We start from the raw sequence: 20,939 nt of genomic DNA, 5'->3' as shown, positions 1-20,939 counted from the left end.
GGTGAGATAGGCGTTCCGCGAGCGTGCACGAATGACGCTCCTCCTGCCTGCTCAGCGCGCCAATCGGTCCAGGGCCACCTTCATCGCATGCGCACCAGCATCCATCGCTGCCTCGATCGCGCCACCGATATCGTCGGGCAGGAAATCCGCCAGCCAGACCACACGAGTGGCATCCGGTTCGGCCACCACCTGGGCGGAGGCGTTGTAGTGCGTGGCGCCCACACCTTCGGCCGACCACACCAGTCGACGGCTGCACTCGTCCAGGGTGATGATCGGCTCGCGCACGCACTGGCCATTGGCAAAGGTGACCCGCCGCGCACCGGGTTCGAGACAGGTGTCGATGACGAAGCCGGGCACCAGGCGCGTATGCAGCGCACCGATGTCGCGGATTGCATCCCATGCATCGTCGGGATGGGCTGTGGTGATGATGTCCTTGCGTACGGTTGCCAAGGGGTTCTCCTCGTTGGACTGGATGATGCCGTCCCGCTGCAGTCAGTCACGCAGAGCTGCCGCAATACGCCTCGATGCGGTAGCCGTCAGGGTCGCTCACGAACGTGGCGTAATAATTCGGGCTGTAATCCGTCCGAAGCGCAGGTCCCCCGTTGTCGCGCCCGCCATGAGCGAGCGCAGCGGCATGGAAGGCATCAACGCTGGTGCGGCTGGGAGCCAGCAGGCAGATGTGCAACCCCGAGGCGTCGTTGGCCGGAACCGGTGCCTCGCTGCGCAGCACCCAGAACGCCACCGAAGTCGCGCCGTAGCCGAGCGAGGTTGCATCCGCACTTAGACAGCGATAGCCCAGCGGCTGCAATGCGGCGTCGTAGAAGGCCCTGGCACGCGTGATGTCGCGGACGCCGATGGACAGGTGGTCGATCATGGGTGACTCCGATGATGGTCGGTGGCAGCATCATCGACGTGACTGCAACTGGCGGCTTGGGAAAAATTGCTGTTCGACGGAAAGGCCTGTTCCCCGGTGACGATAGAGGCAACAACATTGGCCAGCGGCAATGGCTGGAGTGTGCAGGAGGTGATCTGCAGCGCCGGGCCGCGCGATCGTGCGTTCGAGGAGCGCCATGAGACAGTCTCCATCGCGGCGGTCCTCGCCGGGACCTTTCTGTATCGCAGCGGTCAGGGTGATGCTCTGCTGGCGCCCGGGTCGTTGCTGCTCGGCAACCATGGCCAGTGTTTTGAATGCGGACACGAACACGGCACCGGCGATCACTGTCTGTCCTTCCATTTCACCCCGGCCTGCTGGGAAAACCTGGTAGCCGCCATGCCCGGCGTACGCAAGGCCACATTCGGCCACTCGCATGTGCCGCCTGTGGCGTCGCTGACGCGGCTCCTGGCCCGACTGGAATCTGCCCGACAGGAAAATGCCGCCGCGCTGGAGGAAATCGCCATCGATCTGGCGGGCATCGCGCTGCATGTGGATGCCGAGCTGTGCCCACGATCGGGCCGCCTTGGCCGCCACGACGTCCAGCGCGTATCGGATGCCGTACGCCGTATCGAAGCCGATGCGCAACTGGCCGACGACAGCCTGACGCTGGGCGAGCTTTCCCGCGAAGCCGGCCTCAGCCCCTGGCACTTCCTGCGGGTGTTCCGTCGCGTGGTGGGCATGACCCCGCATCAGTACGTGTTGCGCACACGCATGCACCGCGCCGCCGTTCAGTTGCGCGACTCCACCACATCCATTTCCGGCATTGCCTTCGAGGCCGGATTCAGTGATCTGTCCACGTTCAATCACCGCTTCCGCACCGTGATGGGCATGAACCCGGGTGCGTATCGCGCCCGGCCGAAATGCTGAGCTGACCTGGTGGGCCAGCCACGATCGTTCCGCGGCGGGCCTTGTCATCCTGTTCGTCAGATGGGTTGACCTATGACCTCTGGCCCTTCGGCAAGCGCGCCTTGCCGTCGTAGGCTTGCACAGCCATCGGGCAAGTGACATCCGCGCTTCAACCGATGGCAGCAGACGACGAGTGAAACCCGGCTTGCACCCGACAGTCCGTCGCGTGCCGGACAGGTAATGCGCGGACGTCCAGAACTCCCCCACGAGCGGGCTGCCTGATTTCTGGCGGCGTTCGTGCCCCAAGGCTCTAATCAGGCATCAGGAAATCTCATGAACAACAGCAATGTCCTTTCGAACAAGCATTCGCAGCGTCGCTCCTCTTTCGCACGCAGCCTGGCCATTTCCGCCGCCGTCGCCCTGTGCGGTGTGGCAGGATCGATGGCGGTCCATGCGCAGTCCACGGCCGGCACCGTTTTCGGCGTCGCACCGGCGGGCGACAGCATCGTGGTTCATAGCGACGTCAATGGTCTGCAGCGTCGGGTTCACGCCGATTCCAAAGGCCGCTACAAGGTCAAGATGGTTCCGGCCGGTGTCTACGTCGTGACGCTCGAAGAGAACGGACAAGCCGTGGTCAAGCACACCAATGTGACCGTTCGTGCCGGCGGCGGCATCAAGGTCGATTTCGATTGCGCCAAGGGTGAATGCGGCAAGCTCGCAGACAAGTCCTGATGCATCGTCCGGGGTAAATGCCGATGGTCTCGTCAGCGTGCTTCGATCGTGATGCGTGCGGCTGGCCATGCGGTCATTCCCGGCAAGTCCGGCGTCGGAAGACGCCGGACTTGCGTTGCGGAACATCTCCACCCCACAGGTGGGGCGTGACCTTCCGACACGCTAGAGCAGGCTCTCCAGCGGCAGCAGCTTGAGCATCTGTACCTCGACCCGACGGCTGGCGGTAACGCCGGGGTCGTGGTCGTAGGTCACCGGCTTGCCGTGTTCGGTGGCCTGCCATTGCATGGCACCGTGCGCCGATCCGTCGGCTTTCAGCGACACGCGGTAGGCGTACTCGGGCAAGGTGGCGGTGTCGAAGAACTCGGTCACCGCGGCGGCCAGCGGCGGGCAGTCGACGATGATGCCCATCTCGGTGTTGAGCAGTTTCGAGCGCGCGTCCATGTTCATCGAGCCGATGAACACCTTCTGTCGATCCACCACGATGGCCTTGGCGTGCAGGCTGACACCGGACGAGGTGCCGCCGGAGGTGGCCGGTTGCGACGCGCCCGTGGCCGGTTGCAGTTCGAACAGTTGCACGCCGCTTTCCAGCAGCGAGCGGCGATAGCGCGAGTAGCCCGAGTACACGATCGGCTCGTCGTTGGAGGCGAGCGAATTGGTCAGTACCTTGACCGTCACGCCGCGCCTGGCCAGCGCGTCCAGATACGCCGAGCCACGCTCGCCGGGAATGAAGTAGGGCGAGATCAGCAGCAGTTCGTGCTGCGTGGCATCGGTCATCGCCTTGATGTCCGGACCGATGCGCAACTGCGGCTGGTCGGGCCCGGCCTCGATCTTGGACGGCTGGTCGGCCACCAGCGTGGCCGGCCCCCAGAACCAGCTGCCCGGACGATCGGCGGATGCGCCGTGGGGCAGGGCGTCCAGCGTCGCCTGCGCATAGTCCGATTGCGCGAACACGCGCGCATCGTGGGCCAGCTCCACCCGCAGCTTCGCCAGGTCGTGGTGATCGGCGTGCTTGCCGTGGAACGCCTTCACCGGATAGGCCGCGTCGCAGTTCCAGTATTCGTCGAACGCGTGCGAGGCCTGGTTCACCACCGGTCCGATCGCGATCAGGTCGAGGTCGCGGAAGTTGGTGTTCTCGCCGGCATCGAAGTACGCATCACCGATATTGCGACCGCCCACGATCGCCACGTTGCCATCGGCGATGAACGACTTGTTGTGCATGCGGCGGTTGAGCCGGTGCGTGTCGAGCAGGAACTGGGTGGCCCTGGACAGCAGCGATGGACTCTTCGTGGCAAACGGATTGAACAGGCGCACCTCGATGTTCGGATGGGTGTCCAGCGCGTCGAACAGGTCGATCGCCTGGCTGGCGTTGATGTCGTCCACCAGCAGGCGCACGCGCACGCCGCGATCGGCCGCGGCCAGCAGCCGCTGCGCCATCAGTCGTCCGGTCGCGTCGTTGTCGAAGATGTAGTACTGCAGGTCGAGCGAGTGCTGCGCATGGTCGGCCAGTGCCACGCGGCTCATCAGCGCATTGGTGCTGCGCATCAGCAGACGAAAACCGGATTGCTCCTGATGCTTGTCCGCCTCGGCGTGCACGTAGCGCGCCGCCGGCGTGCTCACGGTGGGCGGCAACGCCTTCGACACCGGCTTGACCACCGGTGCCGGCGGCGAGCAAGCCGCCAGCGCCAGGCCGAGCAAGGCCGATCCGACCGCCTTGATGAGATACCGCATGTGCACCTGCCTTTGCGTTACGCGCCGACCCCGGCTTTGCAGCCTCGTTCGTGACCGTCGGCGTACTGTGCGAAGCGGGCCGTGAATTCCACGCGACTGGCGCGCTGCGCTGCTTCGGGCCGGCTGCTGGTCATTCGGATCAGCGGGCAAGAGGGCGTACGGAACGACACGGCTGCCCGCGCCGTTCCGTACATTCCCCCGAAGCGCTTACAGGTCGAAGCCGAAGCCGGCGCCGGCGCTGGACTCACCGCGACTGAAGCTGGCACCCAGCGAGAACGAGCCGTGGTCGCCGACACGCTTGCCATAGCTGATTGATACCGCGCCCTGGCCTCCTTGCGCGCCCATGCCGATCGCGATGCGTCCATTCGGGCCACTGCCATTGGATGCGTTGACCGCCATCTGGGTCATCGCAGTGCCCATCGCGCCGACCTGGCTGATGCGCTTGTCGGTCTGCGCAAAACGCCTGCCGACCTGCTGCTGATACTGGGTGAAGCTGTCGTTCCAGGTCGCGAACCTGCTGTCGGTGTACGACTTCGTGGCTGTAGCGGCGGGCGGACGTGCCTTGCTTCGAAAGTGAGGCGCGTGTTCCAGGCGCGGCGTTGGCCCCTGTCTAGCCCCAGCTCGACGCCGGTATGGCACCGGGGGCGAACATGCCGTGCGGCCCGAAGTGGAACATCCGCGAGCGGTCGCGTGCGTAGTCGAGGCCCTTGTCTGCCAGCACGGACCGGTTCAGGTCTTCATACCATCGCTGCACCGTCGTGGCGTCGGTCAACAGCAGGATTCTCCAGTCCGGGAACGCGACCGTGATCGGCTCGTCGCCGTGCCAGGCGAACTGCGCCTCCGCGCCATGCTGCACCATGTCGGTGCCGATCAGCTGGTTCAGCGAGACGCGGATGCGTTCGAACTCCATGTTCGTGAGCAGCGGGGTGAAGTTCTTGACGCCGTGGAGCTGGCCTTCGTGGCGCCGGTTGTCGGTCTCGTTGCCGCGGACGATCACGTCCTTGAGGTCGTAGTCGCCGTGGATGTAGACCCAGCCCTTGCCGGCATGGTTCAGCTGCAGGCAGCCGTAGTGGCGGGAGGCGGGGTCGACGTCGACGCGCCAGCGCCACTCGGCCGAACAGGCAACGACGCGGCCCACGCCCCAGGCGGCCCAGCTCTCCGGACGCTGTGGATCGCCCGTGGCCGGCATGTTTTCCGCCAGGTAATGCATGCCGTCGTGCCAGGCGTCCGTCGCCTTCTGCAGCTTGGCCGGCTTGTACGCCCCGGGATGCATGCCCGGATGCACCACCAGTCCGGCGATGACGTACTCCTGTCTCACCATGCGGCCGCCGACCGAACGCACGACAGCCGGCGGGTTGAGGTCGGCGGTCTTGGCCTTGATCAGGGCCGGCTTGGGGTAGTAGCCGGGCACGCAGACGTAGCGCAGCGAATCCTCGTTGGTGTGGCGCACCAGCAGGATGACGTTGCGTTCCCGCGCCACCATCAGGAACTTCCGAAGGTCAGTGCCCCGCATGCCGATGCCGATACCCATGTCCGCCGCTCCTGTGCCGTATGGATGCCCAAAAGTGTACGTGTTTCGAGACGTCGTGGTTCCGGCAACGCCGGGGCACGTCGATGCTTGCTGGCGCCCTTATCCGGAGCCGCCTGGCACCCGCTGCACGCGCTTGCGGTAGGCGTGCACATTGTCGCCGCGGATGCGCGAGTCACGCGTGCCTTTCACCTCGTCGATCTTCTGTTCCGAGCCGGTCACGGGCTTGGCCACCACGGCCGTCTCGTGTTCGAAGTCGTGTGACTTGTCGGTGTTGCGGTAATACCGGTACAGGGTCCAGTACAGGCCCGCTGCCCCGGCCGGTCCCAATGCCAGCAGCCACAATCCACTGTCGTCGCTCATGACGAATGCCCCACGAGAAAGAGTGCAATGGCTTCGAGAAACGTGCCGACGGTGAGCGCGGCCGTGAGCAGCTTCCACTGCTGCACCGGTACGCTGCCCATGGTTTCGCCGGTGCGACCGTTCACCGCGATGTAGTGCAGCATGCCGCCGTTGGGGCCTGGCTGGTGATAGGAGTACAGCCACACCGGCAGGTACATCGACACCCAGCGCGTGCCATGCACGCTGAGCTGTTCCTGTTCCCAGCGCACGCCGCGATCGTAGCGGGCCACGGACATTTCGACCCGAGCGCGGGCGATCGACAGCAGCTCGTCTTCCAGGTGCGGGCGCAGCTTTTCCACGTCCAGGTCGCGCTTTTCCGAGGTGATGCCGGTCAGGTAGGACGCGTTCCACTTCACCGCGTTCTTGGTGTCGAACGGCAGGATGGTGTTGATGATGTTGTTGGTGTTGGTGCGCGTGTCCAGGTTGCCGCGCTCGCTGGAGGATTCCAGCGGCAGGTCGTCCACGGTGAAGTCCACCTGCCGATCCAGCCGGTAGACGTCGGCGTCGTAATAGGTCTTCTTGTCGCTGGTGTATTCGCGCGTCTTGATCTCGCCCTGGCCAGCGACGCTGGCGCTGACATTGCCGTCGACGATCATGTACGGCAGGTAGACGGGAACGACGTTTTCGGGCGTGAACTGTTCCTTGAAGGCCTTCAGCGCGAACAGTCGGCGCTTGTCCACGAACTGGCGGATGCGCGCCACCGCGTCGTCCTTCTTGATGTGGAAGGGCAACACCGCGTCGGGCACCGCACCGTTCGGCACCTGCTCGTTGACGCCGAACACGTGACGGCACCAGTGGCAACGCGCGGTCATCGCGTTGGTGGTATTGATCGTGACCTCGGCGCCGCAGCCGGGGCATTTGAAGGTCATCAGGCTGGCCGTGTCGGCCTTGATGTCCTGCGCACCGGAAGCGATCACCGTGCCCTGCAACTGGTCGATGCCCTCGCCCAGTCCGAAGGCCTCCTCGACGCCTTCGCCATGCCATTCGTGACGGCAATACATGCAGATCAGCAGGTCGGTGCCGGGCCGTTGCCGGATCTCGGTCGAACCGCATTTCGGGCAACGGTTGAGGCCGTCCTTGAGCTCGTCGGCGGCGGTGTCGATGGCGGTCGGGTCGGGCGCCTGCAACTCGTCGCGGATCGGCGGGGGCAGGGTGGCCGGGTCGATCGGAAAGCTGCCGTGTGGCGGCGGCACATCCTGCGGCGAACCGGGGCCGGTAGGCGGCGGTCCCGGCGGCAGCGGGGGAATGGTGGTGTTCATGGTGTGAGCGCCGTTCGCCGTTTACAGGCCGAGGGCCTTGGCCTTTGCCGCGTCGTAATCGGCCTGGGAGATCAGGCCGAGGTCGAGCATCTCCTTGGCCTTCTTCAGTTTGGCGATCGGGTCGTCGGCCGCCGGTGCGGCTGGCGCCACCGGCTGCTGCAAACCACCGATGCCACCCATCATGCCCGACGCCATGCCGATGCCCATCATGCCCGCCGCGCCACCGTTCTCGCCGGCCGCCTGCATGCCGGCGGCGACGCTGGCCTGCAAGTTGGAATTGCCGCGGGCGCCGGACAGCGCATCGGCGCGCTGCACCGTCTTCAGCAGTTCGCGGGTGTTCGCGTCGTACTCGATGGAGACGATGGCGGTCTTGACGATGGCCAGGCCGCGATCGGACTTCCACTGGTAGGCGCTTTCCACCGCATCGGACAGGCTCTTGGCGAAGCCCAGCGAATCCTGCTGCAGCTTGGTGATGCGGTGTTCCTTGTTGCCGTCGTTCGAATACAGGCTGAAAGCCGGGGCGAGCGAACCCACCACCTCGTTGAAGAGCTGGCTGGCCGCGGCGTTGTCGATGTCGGTGAAATCGAACACCTTGCCCGGCTGCAGATACGAGGCCGGCACGAAGTTCTTCACGAACAGGATCGGGTCGACGATCTTCAGCGTGTACGAACCGCGCGTCACCGCGCCGACCTGGGTGTTGAGGAAGGCGTCGTCCCAGTAAATTTCCGACTGCGTGCCGAAGCGGTTGTCCGGCAGTTCCTTCAACGAGACGAAGAACGCCGCCTGCTGCGAACCCGGCTGGCCGCCGAACTTGAAGCGCTCCCAGCTCTGCTTGATCAGCGCATCGACGAAGCCGCCGCCAGTGAAGATCGAGGTCGAGTTGAGGTCGTCCGATTTCCACTCGTAGCCGCCCGGCTCGGCGGCGAAACCGGTGATCTTGCCGTCCTGGAACAGCAACAGGCCGTAGCCCTCGGGAACGACGATCTTCGAACCGTTGGTGATGATGTTCGACGAACCGTGCGTGTTCGAACCGCGCCCGGCATTGCTGCCCTGAGGCACTGCCGCGAACAGCGCCGCCGTCGACGGCAGGCCGTCCGGAATCGTGTAGAAATCCTTCCACTGATCGGCCAGCGTGCCGCCGATCGATCCCGCCACTGCCTGAAAAAGACCCATGACTTTTCCCCTTGGATTCGTGGCCGGGCAGGACACCCGCCATGCCCGTCGAACTATACCCGCAAGGCGGGGCACGCGAACCGTCAGACGCGAGGCCGGTTTGCCGGCCGTCCCGATTTTTTGCGCTATCCTCGACCGGATTCCGGGGGGAATGGATGACCATGGAACGCGGGCCGATCGTCGCCACCATCATCTGCGATGCCGCCACGACGGCAGCAGGACAGATGCTGGAGTGCCATTACGTGCTTGTCGACCGCGACAGGCCTGCCCTGCGAATCCGTTTGCCATCACCGGCCGTTTCGCTGGCATCTAGGCCGCGGACCTTGCAGCTTCACCACCTTTCATTTCGATCCCCTCGCACGAGGCGTGAACGAACACGGCGATTGCAGGTGACAGGTGCCCCGATTCCAGGTTCCGTGCCGCGTAATGCCGCGGGAACGGGAAGGCATTCGCCTTTACGCAAGTGACAGAAGCATCCGACTCGGGCCGGGTTTCTCCGGTTCCTCTTTCGATCGACCACCAAGGGAGTTGATGGGCATGCCTTCACAACCGGTTATCGACACACTGCTTGCTGCTTATGGCTGGACGGGCAAACCTGCCGCCCACATCGTCAACATGCCCGGCCACCCTCTGGCCGATATCGCCAACAAGACCACTCTTTGGCACAACTTGAACGCGAATCTGTGGCGTTATGCGCGAGCCAACAACTGGGTCTGGATAGATACGGCCGGAAACAACGGCTCGACCTCGCATAGCGGGCCCATCGCCCCGGGCAAGCCCCCGGCGATCCCTGGAGCCGGCACCGGCGGCATACCGTTGCTGGACGGTACCAACCTGGCGAAATCCTGCAATTGCGGAATCTTCAACACCGTGGCGCGGCAGCTCGCCTGGCACATCCTGGGGTTCAAGGACAACGAGGTGTTGAACGCCTCCACCGACAAGACCTTCGTCACGCTTCCCGGATCATCCACGTTCGACGCGGCATGGATGGGCAATGTCCGCACGGTGACGCAGGACTTCGCCACGATCCAAGCGCTGAAATTCACCAATCACTCCTTCAGCAAGGGGCCCGATGGCAATTTCACCGACGCCACCTGCAACGTCCCCAGCTTCGCCAACAAGACCGACATCATGTGGTTCGACCTCAAGCGGGCCAAGAGCACGCTGCTGGTCGAAAACTCCGGCCAAGCCGGCTGGCTGGTGGTTGACACGGTCTATAGCCATCATGGTCACCTGCCGGCCGGAGGCCCGCCTTACTACCTGATTGCCTCCGCGCAGCTGAAGGCAAAGAAGGGATTGTTCCCGCTGGGAGGCCCCGGACTGACACAGGCGGCGATCAACGCCGTGCCCGACCAATGCGCCACCTGCGTCGCATGGCCGAACTGGTGGCTGCTGAGCGCCAACGATCTCCCCGTCGAATTCAAGAACTGGGCGCGCTACTTCCTGCCGATACCGGGATACAGCTCGGGGTATTAGGGGCGACATCGGTGACAATGTTGTCCGCCTTGCGGTGCCATTGCATGGCGTGGGCAAGGGGGTGGCGAGGCCGCACAAGAAGTGGGGCCGTGAATTTGATCGGGCCCCTTTGTTCACATGCGATAGGTCCGTGCTTCATCGCTAATCCGGGGAAAATGGATGACCATGCAGCATTGGTCGATCACCGCCCGTGACCTGTGCTGTGTGGCTGCCGGACACAGCGAAGCGCCAGGCAAAAGGCGGCGGCAACCACACGCCGCGCCGGCCTCGGACGGTATCTAGATCGACCGGTGGTTGCTACACCCGTAATGAGGAACGGCCCCGAAGGGCCCGTTCTTCTTCATGCTCAGTCGGCCTCGCCACCCGTACACCATTGGCTCTCACAAGGTGTCCCGTCGTCGTCGCCATCCATTTGCGTGCCGGGGCACTGTTTGATGAAAAAGGTGGCTTCGGCACACGAGGTCATTTGTGAGCACCGGGTGCGGCCGTCGCAAGAGAAGGTTGGCGCGGGAGACGCGGGAATGGATGGAACGACGGATGCTGCCTGTATCGGAGAAGGCGTGCTGCTCTGGGCTAGCCGTGTGTAGCTGTACCAGCCAATGACGCCGATCGCCGCTACGCTGGCTATGGCCACGAGCGGGTTTCGCCGTGTCGAGGATGGCCGTGGGAGGTGATGGCGGTGCGATGCAGCTCTGCTGCCGGGGCGCATGACGCGCACGGCCCGATGCTTGCCGTCGGGGCGCAAGTCGGTCTCGAAGGATACGAGTTCGCCAATGCGGGGTCGGATACCGTCCCGCGGAAAGGCAGAGATGTGGACGAAGAGTTCCTTGGTGCTCGCCGCCGTCTCGATGAAGCCGAATCCCCTGTCGTCATTCCACTTGGTCAGTGTGCCGTGGATGCGCATGGGCGGAGCTTCCTGGCCTGGGTTCGTAATCAGTGCATCGGATGTTCAGACTCCACGTCGGCGGCCGTCAAGTCCGGCGGCAGGCTCGCAGTGTCATCTCCGAAAGGCGCGCTGGAGAATACGTCCATGAAGACCTTCGTGGTCCTGACATCGTTTGGCGACGGGCGTGGCCGGATCGGTCCGCTCATGGTCCGGCGCGGTGCTCGTCGGCGGTCGGCCCGGCTTCCTAAAGTGACGACTTCCCCCAACGAAGGAGTCGCCCCATGTCCGATACCCCCGCCTTGCTGGTCATCGACGTACAACAATCGTTCCTGCATGCGCCGTACTGGCGCGAGGACGATGTGCCGGTGTTCCGCCAGAACCTGCTGAAGCTGATCGACGCGGCGGCAGCGCGCGACTGGCCGGTCGTGCGCATCCTGCACGAAGAGAGCGATGGACACTTCTCACCGGCGTCGGGCCTGGTGACGCCGATGGCGTGGGTGCCGGACGCGCACGACGTAGTGTTTCGCAAGCAGGTGCACAACGCGTTTACCGGCACCAGCCTGGAGGCTTGGCTGCGCGAGCGCGGCATCGGGCGGGTGATCGTCAGCGGCATCCGCACCGAGCAGTGCTGCGAGACCACCGCGCGGGTGGCCTCGGATCTCGGCTTTGCGGTGGACTACGTGACCGAGGCGACGCTGACGTTTCCGATGATCCACGCCGGCAGCGGAAGCCACTACGATGCGCAGGACATCAAGCAGCGCACGGAACTGGTTCTGGATGGACGCTTTGCCCGCATCCGCACCGTCGATGACGTCCTCGCCGATCACTGAGGTGTGCTTCGTGCTGCCGCCGGCGCTGATCCTGCTGGATCTCGCCGGCGCGGCCGACGCGTTCCGCATCGCCGCCTCGATGGGTTTGCCGGTGCGCCTGCGCCTGCTGGCACCGATCGCGGACGGCGAGGCTGCCACGACGGCGCTGGGCGTGGGACTCCTCGGCATCGAGCCGCTGCCGGCGCAGTTGGATGATCACGCCATGATCGTGGTGTGCGGCGCCACCGGCAGTGGTGAGCAGGTGTTGTCCTCGCCCGCCAGCAAGGCCCTGGTCGCATGGCTGCAGCGGCATGGCGGCCACGGCCGGCGGCTTGCGTGCGTGTGCTCGGGCGCGTTGCTGGCCGCCGCCGCGGGCTTGCTGCACGGCCGCCGCTGTACCACCCATCACAGCCTGCTCGACACGCTGCGTGAACTCGCGCCGACCGCCGAGGTGCTGGACAGCCGCGTGTTCGTCGAGGATGGCAAGGTGTACACCAGCGCGGGCATCACCGCCGGCATCGACCTGGCCCTGCATCTCATCGCGGGTCTCGGCTCGTCGCGGCTGGCTGCCGCGGTGGCGCGCGAGATGGCCGTCTACATGCGGCGCGCGTCGGGCGATCCCGCGCTGTCGCCGTGGCTGGAAGGGCGCAACCACATGAACACGGCGATCCACCACGTGCAGGATGCGCTGGCCAGGGCGCCGGCCCAGGAATGGCCGCTGGCGCGGCTGGCCGACATCGGTCACCTGAGCGTGCGCAGCCTCACGCGGCATTTCCGCGAAGCCAGCGGCATGTCGATCAACACCTACCACGCCCGCCTGCGCCTCGCACTCGCCCGTCAGGCGCTGGCCACCGGGGACAGCGTGGAACGCGCCGCCGAACGTGCCGGGCTGGGTTCGGCACGCCAGCTGCGCCGGCTGTGGTCGACGCATGCGAACGACAGCCCGGCGTCGGCGCGACGGCGGCGCTGAGGGCACCTGCGGTTTTCCGCTGCCCCGCCTTGGCTGGAAACGGAAACGGCGCCGTATCGCTACGGCGCCGTTCGTTTTTCGGTCAGGCGATTACAGCGCTTCGAAGATTCCTGCCGCACCCATGCCGGTACCAATGCACATCGTCACCATGCCGTACTTCTGCTTGCGCCGACGCATGCCGTGCACCAGCGTGGCGATGCGCACCGCGCCGGTGGCGCCGAGCGGATGGCCGAGCGCGATGGCGCCGCCGAGCGGGTTGACCTTGCTCGGGTCCAGCTTGAGGTCGCCCATCACGGCCAGCGCCTGGGCGGCAAACGCTTCGTTGAGCTCGATCCAGTCGAGCTGATTCTGGCTGATGCCGGTTTGCGCGAGCGCTTTCGGGATCGCTTCCTTGGGGCCGATGCCCATGACTTCGGGCGGGACGCCGGCGACGGAGAAACCGACGAAGCGGGCCAGCGGCTGCAGGTTGTATTCCTTGATGGCCTTTTCGCTGGCGAGCATCACGGCGCCGGCGCCGTCGGACATCTGGCTGGAGTTGCCGGCGGTGACGGTGCCGCCGAACTGGCCGTTGCGGAACACGGTCTTCAGCTTGGCCAGCACTTCCATCGTGGTGCCGGCGCGCGGGCCTTCATCGGCGCTGATGGTGCGGCTGTCGGTGACGATCTGGCGGGTGGCGAGGTTGGGGTAGTGGTCGTCCAGCGCGAACGGGCTGATCTCGTCGTCGAATTCGCCGGCGGCCTGGGCGGCCAAAGCGCGGCGGTGGCTTTCGACGGCGAACGCATCCTGCTGCTCGCGGCTGACCTTCCACTGCTTGGCCACGTTTTCGGCGGTGATGCCCATGCCGTAGGCGATGCCGATGTTCTCGTCCTGGAAGATCGCGGGATTCATCGCGATCTTGTGGCCCATCATCGGCACCATGCTCATGCTTTCGGTGCCGCCGGCAAGCATCAGGTCGTCCAGGCCCAGGCGGATGCGGTCGGCGGCCATCGCCACGGCCTGCAGGCCAGAGGAACAGAAGCGGTTGATGGTGACGCCGGGCACAGTGTGGGGCAGGCCAGCCAGCAGCACGCCGATGCGCGCCACGTTCATGCCTTGCTCGGCCTCGGGCATGGCGCAGCCGATGATGGCGTCGCCGATGCGGTGCGGGTCGATGCCCGGGTACTGCGCCATCACGCTGCGGATCACGTGGGCGAGCATGTCGTCCGGGCGGGTGTGGCGGAATACGCCGCGCGGCGCCTTGCCGACCGGGGTGCGGGTGGCGGCGACGATGTAGGCGTCTTGCACTTGCTTGGTCATTTTGGCTTTCTCCGAAAGCCGGGAATGGGGAATAGAGAATGGGGAATAGGTGCGATGCCCAAGCTCTTTCGTGTTCCCGGCCTTGCTGAATTCAAAAAGGTTCTGTGTGCGATGGGGTGGGTTTTTGGCTCTTCCGATTCCCTATTTCCCATTCCCTAATTCCCTGCGCAACTAGTTGCGCAGCGGCTTGCCGGTGGTCATGGTGTGGGCGATGCGGGCCTGGGTCTTTTCGGTCTTGGCCAGCTCCACGAAGTGCTTGCGCTCCAGCGCCAGCAGCCATTCCTCGTCGACGGTCGAGCCGCGTTCGATCACGCCGCCGCACAAGGTGTCGGCGATGCGCGTGGCGATGTCGATGTCGTGCGGCGAGGCGAAGTAGCCGGCCTGCAGGTTGGCCAGCGAGGCCTTGAAGGTGGCGGTGCCGACATCGCCGGCGACCGGGATGGCGTTGGCGGGCAGCGGCGGGCGGTAGCCGGATTCGGCCAGCGCGTTGGCCACCTGCTTGGCCACGTAGAGCAGTTCATAGGCGTTGAACACGACCACGTCGCCGTCGCGCAGCAGGCCGAGGTTCTTCGCCTCGAACGCGCTGGCGGAGACCTTGGCCATCGCCACCGTCTCGAACACCTTCTTCAGCTCCTCGAACGGATCGGCCGGATTGGCCTTCGCCGCGCGGATCGCCAGCTCATGCAGGCCGCCACCGGCGGGCAGCAGGCCGACGCCGGCCTCGACCAGGCCGATGTAGCTTTCCAGCGCTGCGACGGTGCGCGCCGAATGCATCTGGAATTCGCAGCCGCCGCCGAAGGCCATGCCGCGCACGGCGGAAACCACCGGAACCAGAGCGTGCTTGATCGCCATGCTGGTGCGCTGGAAGTTGGCGACCATGTGCTCGAAGTCGTCGAACTTGCCATCCTTCAGCAGGCCCAGCGCGCCCTTCAGGTCCGCGCCGGCGGAGAACGGCTCGCCGGTCTGCCAGATCACCACGGCCTTGAGCTTTTCCTCGGCCAGCTTGATCGCGTGCTGGATGCCGTCAAGCACGTGGTCGTTGACGGTGTTCATCTTGGTCTTGAACGAGATGATGCCGATGCCGTCGTCGCCCAGCGTCCACAGGCGCACGCCGTCGTTCTCCCACACGGTGCTGCCAGTGTCGAACTTCTCGCCCAGGATCGGATCGGGGAACAGCTGGCGCTGGTACACCGGGTGCTGCGAACGCGGCTTGTCGGCGTTGGCGCTGGCCGAATACGAACCGTCCTTGCCGTGCACGCCCTTGCGGCCGTCGGTGACCCAGGCGGGCAGGGGCGCGTTGCTCATCGCCTTGCCGGCCTTGATGTCTTCGTTGATCCATTCGGCGATCTGCTGCCAGCCGGCGGCCTGCCAGGTCTCGAACGGACCGAGCTTCCAGCCGTAGCCCCAGCGAATCGCGAAGTCGACGTCGCGGGCGGTGTCGGCGATGTCGGCCAGGTGGTAGGCGCTGTAGTGGAACAGGTCGCGGAAGCTGGCCCACAGGAACTGCGCCTGCGGGTCGCTGGAGGCGCGCAGCTTGCCGAACTTCTCGGCCGGGTCCTTGATCGCCAGTATCGCGGCGACTTCGTCGGAGGGCTTTTGCTCGGAGGGGCGGAAATCCTGCTTGGCCACGTCCAGTACGACGATGTCCTTGCCGACCTTCTTGTAGAAGCCGCCGCCGGTCTTCTGGCCCAGCGCGCCCTTGTCGATCAGGCCGGCCAGCCACACCGGCGCCTTGAAGTACTTGTGCCAAGGATCATCGGGCAGGGTATCGGCCATGGTCTTGATGACGTGGGCCATGGTGTCCAGGCCGACCACGTCCGCGGTGCGGTAGGTGGCACTCTTGGGACGGCCCAGCGCCGGGCCGGTCAGCGCGTCGACGGTGTCGAAGCCGAGCTTGAACTGGTCGGTGTGGTACATCGCCGACAGCATCGAGAACACGCCGATGCGGTTGCCGATGAAGTTCGGGGTGTCCTTGGCGATCACCACGCCCTTGCCGACGGTGGTGACGAGGAAGGCTTCGAGGCCGTCCAGCACGCTCTTGTCGGTGAGCCTGGTCGGGATCAGCTCGACCAGGTGCATGTAGCGCGGCGGGTTGAAGAAGTGCACGCCGCAGAAGCGATGGCGCATTTCCTCGGGCAGCGCGTCGGCCAGCGTGTTGATCGACAGGCCCGAGGTGTTGGAGGCGATGATCGCGGTCTTCGACAGGTGGCCGGCGATCTTCTTGTACAGGTCGAGCTTCCAGTCCATCCGCTCGGCAATCGCCTCGATCACCAGGTCGACGTCCTTCAGGTGGTCGAGATCATCGTCGTAGTTGGCCGGGATGATCGAGGCGGCCAGCGCCTTGTCGGCCAGCGGGGCGGGTGACAGCTTGGCCAGGTTGGCGATCGCCTTCAGCGCGATGCCGCTCTTGGGGTCTTCTTTCGCGGGCAGGTCGAACAACACGGTTTCGACGCCGGCGTTGGTCAGGTGCGCGGCGATCTGCGCGCCCATGACACCGGCGCCCAGCACGGCGGCCTTGCGGATGCGCAAGCCGGGGGTGGGGGAGGATGCAGCAGTCATTGGCTTCTCCAAACGTGCAAGAGGTGGGACAGGTGAATTCAGGGGTGGCTGAGACCGGCCACGGCGAAGCGGATCAGGTGCAGGGCGGTCTGTTCGCGATGGGCGTTCTCGCTGACATCGCTTTTGCGCTGGATCATGCCGAAGCCGGACATCGCGTGGGTCAGCGCGCCGGTCACCAGATCGATGCGCCAGTACAGCTCCTGCTTGCTCAACTGGGGCAGCAGGCGGGCGAACTCGGCGGTGAACTGGCGCATGACATGGCCGTAGTTGGCGGACAGGAACTGGCGCAGGGTGTCGTCGTGTTCGGCGAAGGCGCGGGCCAGCACGCGCATGAACAGGGCGCCGCTGTCGTCGTGGGAAAGGTCGAGCGCCGGGCGGATGAAGGCTTCGAGCACGTCTTCCAGGGTGGTCTCGGGCGCGCCGGCGACCTGCGCCAGTGCGGCCAGTCGGCTTTCGTTCAGCGCGTCGAGGCGGCGACGGAACACCTCCTCGACCAGCTTTTCCTTCGAACCGAAGTGGTAATTGACGGCGGCCAGGTTCACCCCGGCATTGGTGGTCAGCTGGCGCAGCGAGGCGCCTTCGAAACCACGCTGGGCAAACAGCAGCTCGGCGGCGCCCAGGATGCGGTCCTTGGTTGAAACGGAGCTGTTCACGGGAGGACCATCCAGCAGCCTGAGGCCGGTTCAAACGATCGTTTGAGCATACGCGGACAGCTCCGCGGCCGTCAAACGATCGTTTGTTGCAAACCCGCCGCGACTTGCGTATGGGTTAGAATCTGTCACAATTTCGTGAGCTAAATCCTCAATCTCTGACAGATTTGGCCTCAGCCGGCCTCGACTGGCGACCATCCCTTTCCCAATCATCCGTTTTTCCGGAGCAGACCCGTATGGCGCTGGAGCGCACTCTTTCCATCATCAAGCCCGACGCCGTTGCCAAGAACGTCATCGGCCAGATCTACGCACGTTTCGAACAGGCCGGCCTGAAGATCGTCGCCGCCAAGATGAAGCAGCTGTCGCGCCAGGAAGCCGAAGGCTTCTACGCCGTGCACAGCGAGCGCCCGTTCTTCAAGGCGCTGGTCGAATTCATGATCTCCGGCCCGGTGATGATTTCCGCGCTGGAAGGCGAGAACGCCGTGCTGGCCCACCGTGACCTGATGGGCGCGACCAATCCGAAGGAAGCCGCGCCGGGCACGATCCGCGCCGACTTCGCCGAGTCGATCGACGCCAACGCCGTGCATGGTTCCGACGCCGTCGACACCGCCAAGGTGGAGATTGCCTATTTCTTCGCCGCCACGGAAGTTTGCCGTTAATTTGTGCGTTCATCCTTGAACGCGAAGATCAAAAAGCGGCCATCCGTGGCCGCACTCTTCACAAGAGCCATTCCTTGAACCAAGTTGTCGCCAGTAACACCAAGGTGAACCTGCTCGATTTCGATCGGCAGGGCCTGCGCGATTTCTTCGTGCAGATCGGCGAGAAGCCGTACCGCGCCGAGCAGGTGATGAAGTGGATCTACCACGACCTGGAAGACAACTTCGAGAACATGACCGACGTGGGCAAGGCGCTGCGCGCCAAGCTCACCGAGGTCTGCTACATCGGTGCACCGAAGACCCTGCTGGACAAGGTCGCCACTGACGGCACGCACAAGTGGCTGCTGGGCATGGACTCGGGCAATGCGATCGAGACGGTCTACATTCCCGAGCCGACCCGCGGCACCTTGTGCGTTTCTTCGCAGATCGGTTGCGCGCTGAACTGCCAGTTCTGCTCGACCGGGGCGCAGGGCTTCAATCGCAACCTGTCGACCGCCGAGATCATCGGCCAGGTCTGGGTCGCGGCGAAGTACCTGGGTAACGTGACCCACCAGAACCGTCGCATCACCAACGTGGTGATGATGGGCATGGGCGAGCCGCTGGCCAATTTCGAGAACGTGCTCAAGGCGATGAAGCTGATGCGCGACGACCTGGGCTTCGGCCTGGCCGCCAAGCGCGTCACCTTGTCGACCGCAGGCATGGTGCCGCTGATCGACCAGCTGTCCGACGCCATCGACGTGTCGCTGGCTGTCTCGCTGCATGCTGCCAACGATGATCTGCGCACCGAGCTGATGCCGATAAACAAGCGTTATCCGCTCGCCGAGCTGCTGGCTGCCTGCCAGCGCTGGGTCGCGCGCAAGCCGCGCACGTCGATCACCTTCGAATACACCTTGATGAAGGGCATCAACGACCAGCCCGAGCATGTGCGGCAGCTGATCAAGCTGATGCGCAAGCTGCCCACGTGCAAGGTCAACCTGATTCCGTTCAACCCCTTCCCGGGCACCCAGTTCAAGCGTTCGGATGCAAACGACATCCACCAATTCCAGACCCAGTTGCTCAATGCCGGCATTTTGACCATGCTGCGGAGGACCCGCGGCGACGACATCGACGCCGCCTGCGGCCAACTGGCCGGCCAGGTCGCCGATCGTACCCGGCGCAGCGCCGACATCAAGAAGCGACAGGAAGAGGGGACATCGCATGCGGTTTGAGCGGGTAGTGCTGTTCAGCCTTTGGCTGCCATTGGCAGGATGCGTCACCACGCACAGCGACAGCAGCTCGCTGGGCAAGAGCATGCCGCAGAGCAGCCAGAGTGATCAGGCTCAGGAAGCCGCCCGCATCCATACCGAACTGGCCCAGCGTTACCTCAATTCGGGCGACCTGCAGACGGCCCTGGAAAAAGTGACCAAGGCGCTGCAGTTCGATCCCCGCTACGCGCCGGCCCACACCGTGATCGCCGTCATCTACGAGCGCATCAACAGGCTGCCCGAGGCCGAGGAGCATTACCGCAAGGCGGTTGCACTGGAGCCGAACAAGGGGGCACCCAACAACAACCTGGGTGTTTTCCTCTGCCATACCGGCAAGATCGCCGAGGCGGACCAGTATTTCCGCAAGGCGATAGCCGACCCGTTCTACCAGACTCCGGACGTGGCCTTGACCAATGCCGGTGTCTGCCAGCTTCGCGCCCACGACATTGCGGGGGGTGAAGCGAGTTTTCGTGACGCCATCGCAAGAAATCCGGGTAATGCAGAGGCACTCTTCCAGCTTGCAAATACGCTTTACCTGAACAAGGATGCGTTTCGCGCCAGGGCGTTCCTCCAGCGGTTCGATGCGCTGGGCCAGCCCACGGCCGCGTCACTCAAACTGGGGCACGACATCGAAACACGTCTGGGCAATAAGGAAGGCGCCCTCACTTACAGCAAGCGACTGCTGAGCCAGTTCCCGGATTCGGAGCAGGCGCAGGCGCTGAATTCAACGACCCGCCAATGACCTCCATGCAATCCCAGCCGACCGGGCAGAGCTCTGACAAGCCCGAATTGTTCGGTATCAATTTGCCCAACATGGATGTGTCCCCCACAGACCCACACGCGGTAAGTTTCGGCAGTCGCCTGCATGGGGCGCGTGAAGCCCGCGGGCTGGACCTGGAAGCCTGTGCCCATACGCTGAAGTTGCCCGCTCGCATACTGCGCCAGCTCGAGCGTGATCAGCACGAGGGCATTGATTCCAAGGTCTACCTGGCCAGCTATATCGGCAAATATGGTCGCTATCTGGGTATCAACGAGGCATCGATCCAGGTGGAACTGGATCGCATCCGGCAGGTCGAGACACCTTTGGTAGCCACGGGTGGCATCTCGCATTCGCGCTTCCTGCTGGATCGTTACGCTACGGCCGCCACCTACGTCGTGCTTACCGCGGTGATCGTGGTGCCAATGATCTGGCTGGGCGTGCGCGGCACGCTGGATCGGGATCTCACCCATCTCGCCCCGCTTGACGCAGCACCGGTAGCGCAGATCGAGGCGCCCGCCGTCGAGGCTGCCAGGACTGACGGGCAGACGCCCGTCAACATCCTGCCGCCGGTACAGCAGGTCGCACCGCCGGCGCAGGATCAGCCGCTGCTCGCCTCCATGGCGCCATTTCCCAGCCTGGAGAACAGCAGCCTGACGCCTGCACGACCGACGCCGCCCGTGGTCGAAGCCGGCGCGGGCGATCACAGCCTCAGCATGACGCTTACCTCGGCGAGCTGGGTGGAAGTGGTGCAGGCGGACGGCATGCGACTGGAATACGGCTTGCTTCCCGCCGGAACCAGCAAGACCTACCACAGCAGCCAGGCGCTGGACGTGCGCATCGGCAACGCCAACGGTGCGCAGGTGGTGATCGACGGTGCCACGATCGGCCTCGATGATTTCCGCCGGGCCAACGTGGCCCGTTTCCGCGTGCGTTTGCAGGACGGCAAGGCTTCCGCAGCCAGCCTCTGATCGCCATTCCGGGCCGCTTCGGGCGCGCCATTTCGGTTATGCTTGCCCACTGACGTCCACTCG

The 20,939-nt window shown here is 64.8% G+C and carries 21 protein-coding genes; 9 read left to right on the top strand and 12 right to left on the bottom strand.

All coding sequences use genetic code 11. The features are described 5' to 3' along the window. Positions 1-51: 51 nt before the first annotated feature. Positions 52-450, bottom strand: a complete 399-nt coding sequence (locus ASD82_RS14780; protein ID WP_056718569.1) for an SRPBCC family protein — start codon at positions 448-450, stop codon at positions 52-54. A 46-nt stretch (positions 451-496) separates the two neighbouring features. Then, complete coding sequence (locus ASD82_RS14775; RefSeq protein WP_056718568.1) at positions 497-874, bottom strand: VOC family protein; 378 nt, start codon at positions 872-874, stop codon at positions 497-499. Positions 875-940: 66 nt separating this feature from the next. Between ASD82_RS14775 and ASD82_RS14770 the strand changes: the two genes are divergently transcribed. Together ASD82_RS14770 and ASD82_RS14765 are read left to right on the top strand one after the other, a co-directional pair. Next, a complete protein-coding gene (locus ASD82_RS14770) occupies positions 941-1,801 on the top strand; it encodes an AraC family transcriptional regulator (RefSeq protein WP_200950326.1) in 861 nt (286 codons plus the stop codon). Positions 1,802-2,113: 312 nt separating this feature from the next. After that, the gene (locus ASD82_RS14765; protein WP_200950324.1) at positions 2,114-2,512 is read left to right on the top strand and encodes a carboxypeptidase-like regulatory domain-containing protein; all 399 of its coding nucleotides are present in this window, start codon (positions 2,114-2,116) and stop codon (positions 2,510-2,512) included. Positions 2,513-2,674: 162 nt separating this feature from the next. Here ASD82_RS14765 and ASD82_RS14760 read toward each other — a convergent pair whose 3' ends face one another. The 6 genes from ASD82_RS14760 to ASD82_RS14735 all read right to left on the bottom strand — a co-directional run bounded on the left by ASD82_RS14760 (position 2,675) and on the right by ASD82_RS14735 (position 8,602). Further along, positions 2,675-4,240 (bottom strand): phospholipase D family protein, encoded by a 1,566-nt coding sequence (locus ASD82_RS14760; protein WP_056718567.1) that lies wholly within the window; start codon positions 4,238-4,240, stop codon positions 2,675-2,677. Positions 4,241-4,447: 207 nt separating this feature from the next. Continuing rightward, positions 4,448-4,660: a YadA-like family protein gene (locus ASD82_RS14755; RefSeq protein ID WP_056718566.1), complete on the bottom strand. Its 213-nt coding sequence runs from the start codon at positions 4,658-4,660 to the stop codon at positions 4,448-4,450. 190 nt (positions 4,661-4,850) lie between these two features. Next, entirely contained in the window at positions 4,851-5,771 is a 921-nt protein-coding gene (locus ASD82_RS14750; protein ID WP_056718565.1) for a hypothetical protein, read from the bottom strand. A 99-nt stretch (positions 5,772-5,870) separates the two neighbouring features. After that, positions 5,871-6,131: a hypothetical protein gene (locus tag ASD82_RS14745; RefSeq protein WP_056718564.1), complete on the bottom strand. Its 261-nt coding sequence runs from the start codon at positions 6,129-6,131 to the stop codon at positions 5,871-5,873. Continuing rightward, a complete protein-coding gene (locus tag ASD82_RS14740; RefSeq protein WP_056718563.1) occupies positions 6,128-7,429 on the bottom strand; it encodes a hypothetical protein in 1,302 nt (433 codons plus the stop codon). Before ASD82_RS14740 ends, ASD82_RS14745 begins: the two co-directional genes overlap by 4 nt. A 21-nt stretch (positions 7,430-7,450) precedes the next feature. Beyond that, a complete protein-coding gene (locus tag ASD82_RS14735) occupies positions 7,451-8,602 on the bottom strand; it encodes an SPFH domain-containing protein (protein ID WP_056718562.1) in 1,152 nt (383 codons plus the stop codon). Positions 8,603-9,139: 537 nt separating this feature from the next. Between ASD82_RS14735 and ASD82_RS14730 the strand changes: the two genes are divergently transcribed. Further along, positions 9,140-10,078: a hypothetical protein gene (locus ASD82_RS14730; protein WP_157599287.1), complete on the top strand. Its 939-nt coding sequence runs from the start codon at positions 9,140-9,142 to the stop codon at positions 10,076-10,078. A gap of 346 nt (positions 10,079-10,424) precedes the next feature. On the opposite strand, the gene ASD82_RS14725 is transcribed toward ASD82_RS14730, so the two are convergent. Next, positions 10,425-10,982, bottom strand: coding sequence for a cold shock domain-containing protein (locus ASD82_RS14725; protein ID WP_056718560.1), 558 nt, complete (start codon positions 10,980-10,982; stop codon positions 10,425-10,427). 263 nt (positions 10,983-11,245) lie between these two features. Here ASD82_RS14725 and ASD82_RS14720 point away from each other — a divergent pair, with 263 nt between their 5' ends. Then, entirely contained in the window at positions 11,246-11,794 is a 549-nt protein-coding gene (locus tag ASD82_RS14720; RefSeq protein WP_056718559.1) for an isochorismatase family protein, read from the top strand. Then, positions 11,742-12,743: a helix-turn-helix domain-containing protein gene (locus tag ASD82_RS14715; RefSeq protein ID WP_235580733.1), complete on the top strand. Its 1,002-nt coding sequence runs from the start codon at positions 11,742-11,744 to the stop codon at positions 12,741-12,743. The genes ASD82_RS14720 and ASD82_RS14715 overlap by 53 nt, the downstream gene beginning before the upstream one ends. Before the next feature lie 90 nt (positions 12,744-12,833). Here ASD82_RS14715 and ASD82_RS14710 read toward each other — a convergent pair whose 3' ends face one another. The 3 genes from ASD82_RS14710 to ASD82_RS14700 all read right to left on the bottom strand — a co-directional run bounded on the left by ASD82_RS14710 (position 12,834) and on the right by ASD82_RS14700 (position 17,251). Then, positions 12,834-14,039: an acetyl-CoA C-acyltransferase gene (locus tag ASD82_RS14710; RefSeq protein WP_056718558.1), complete on the bottom strand. Its 1,206-nt coding sequence runs from the start codon at positions 14,037-14,039 to the stop codon at positions 12,834-12,836. Between the two features lie 171 nt (positions 14,040-14,210). Continuing rightward, entirely contained in the window at positions 14,211-16,598 is a 2,388-nt protein-coding gene (locus ASD82_RS14705; protein ID WP_056718557.1) for a 3-hydroxyacyl-CoA dehydrogenase/enoyl-CoA hydratase family protein, read from the bottom strand. A gap of 38 nt (positions 16,599-16,636) precedes the next feature. After that, the gene (locus ASD82_RS14700; protein ID WP_056718556.1) at positions 16,637-17,251 is read right to left on the bottom strand and encodes a TetR/AcrR family transcriptional regulator; all 615 of its coding nucleotides are present in this window, start codon (positions 17,249-17,251) and stop codon (positions 16,637-16,639) included. Positions 17,252-17,484: 233 nt separating this feature from the next. Here ASD82_RS14700 and ndk point away from each other — a divergent pair, with 233 nt between their 5' ends. The 4 genes from ndk (at position 17,485) to ASD82_RS14680 (ending at position 20,876) form a co-directional block, all read left to right on the top strand. Then, positions 17,485-17,907, top strand: coding sequence for a nucleoside-diphosphate kinase (gene ndk / locus ASD82_RS14695; protein ID WP_056718555.1), 423 nt, complete (start codon positions 17,485-17,487; stop codon positions 17,905-17,907). 74 nt (positions 17,908-17,981) lie between these two features. Further along, a complete protein-coding gene (gene rlmN / locus ASD82_RS14690; protein WP_056718554.1) occupies positions 17,982-19,112 on the top strand; it encodes a 23S rRNA (adenine(2503)-C(2))-methyltransferase RlmN in 1,131 nt (376 codons plus the stop codon). Further along, complete coding sequence (gene pilW, locus ASD82_RS14685; protein WP_056718553.1) at positions 19,102-19,890, top strand: type IV pilus biogenesis/stability protein PilW; 789 nt, start codon at positions 19,102-19,104, stop codon at positions 19,888-19,890. Before rlmN ends, pilW begins: the two co-directional genes overlap by 11 nt. Then, positions 19,887-20,876, top strand: coding sequence for a helix-turn-helix domain-containing protein (locus ASD82_RS14680; RefSeq protein ID WP_056718552.1), 990 nt, complete (start codon positions 19,887-19,889; stop codon positions 20,874-20,876). The genes pilW and ASD82_RS14680 overlap by 4 nt, the downstream gene beginning before the upstream one ends. Positions 20,877-20,939: the final 63 nt, after the last annotated feature.

Origin of the sequence: Rhodanobacter sp. Root179 (assembly GCF_001428465.1) — a bacterium.
Classification (GTDB): Bacteria; Pseudomonadota; Gammaproteobacteria; order Xanthomonadales; family Rhodanobacteraceae; genus Rhodanobacter.
This window is presented reverse-complemented; position numbering and strand designations above follow the sequence as displayed.

Coding starts and splice junctions, on each gene's coding strand:
- ASD82_RS14775 (WP_056718568.1), bottom strand. CDS start 874: ATGATCGACCACCTGTCCATCGGCGTCCGCGACATCACGCGTGCCAGG.
- ASD82_RS14765 (WP_200950324.1), top strand. CDS start 2,114: ATGAACAACAGCAATGTCCTTTCGAACAAGCATTCGCAGCGTCGCTCC.
- ASD82_RS14760 (WP_056718567.1), bottom strand. CDS start 4,240: ATGCGGTATCTCATCAAGGCGGTCGGATCGGCCTTGCTCGGCCTGGCG.
- ASD82_RS14755 (WP_056718566.1), bottom strand. CDS start 4,660: ATGGGCACTGCGATGACCCAGATGGCGGTCAACGCATCCAATGGCAGT.
- ASD82_RS14750 (WP_056718565.1), bottom strand. CDS start 5,771: ATGGGTATCGGCATCGGCATGCGGGGCACTGACCTTCGGAAGTTCCTG.
- ASD82_RS14745 (WP_056718564.1), bottom strand. CDS start 6,131: ATGAGCGACGACAGTGGATTGTGGCTGCTGGCATTGGGACCGGCCGGG.
- ASD82_RS14740 (WP_056718563.1), bottom strand. CDS start 7,429: ATGAACACCACCATTCCCCCGCTGCCGCCGGGACCGCCGCCTACCGGC.
- ASD82_RS14735 (WP_056718562.1), bottom strand. CDS start 8,602: ATGGGTCTTTTTCAGGCAGTGGCGGGATCGATCGGCGGCACGCTGGCC.
- ASD82_RS14730 (WP_157599287.1), top strand. CDS start 9,140: ATGCCTTCACAACCGGTTATCGACACACTGCTTGCTGCTTATGGCTGG.
- ASD82_RS14725 (WP_056718560.1), bottom strand. CDS start 10,982: ATGCGCATCCACGGCACACTGACCAAGTGGAATGACGACAGGGGATTC.
- ASD82_RS14720 (WP_056718559.1), top strand. CDS start 11,246: ATGTCCGATACCCCCGCCTTGCTGGTCATCGACGTACAACAATCGTTC.
- ASD82_RS14715 (WP_235580733.1), top strand. CDS start 11,742: ATGGACGCTTTGCCCGCATCCGCACCGTCGATGACGTCCTCGCCGATC.
- ASD82_RS14710 (WP_056718558.1), bottom strand. CDS start 14,039: ATGACCAAGCAAGTGCAAGACGCCTACATCGTCGCCGCCACCCGCACC.
- ASD82_RS14705 (WP_056718557.1), bottom strand. CDS start 16,598: ATGACTGCTGCATCCTCCCCCACCCCCGGCTTGCGCATCCGCAAGGCC.
- ndk (WP_056718555.1), top strand. CDS start 17,485: ATGGCGCTGGAGCGCACTCTTTCCATCATCAAGCCCGACGCCGTTGCC.
- pilW (WP_056718553.1), top strand. CDS start 19,102: ATGCGGTTTGAGCGGGTAGTGCTGTTCAGCCTTTGGCTGCCATTGGCA.
- ASD82_RS14680 (WP_056718552.1), top strand. CDS start 19,887: ATGACCTCCATGCAATCCCAGCCGACCGGGCAGAGCTCTGACAAGCCC.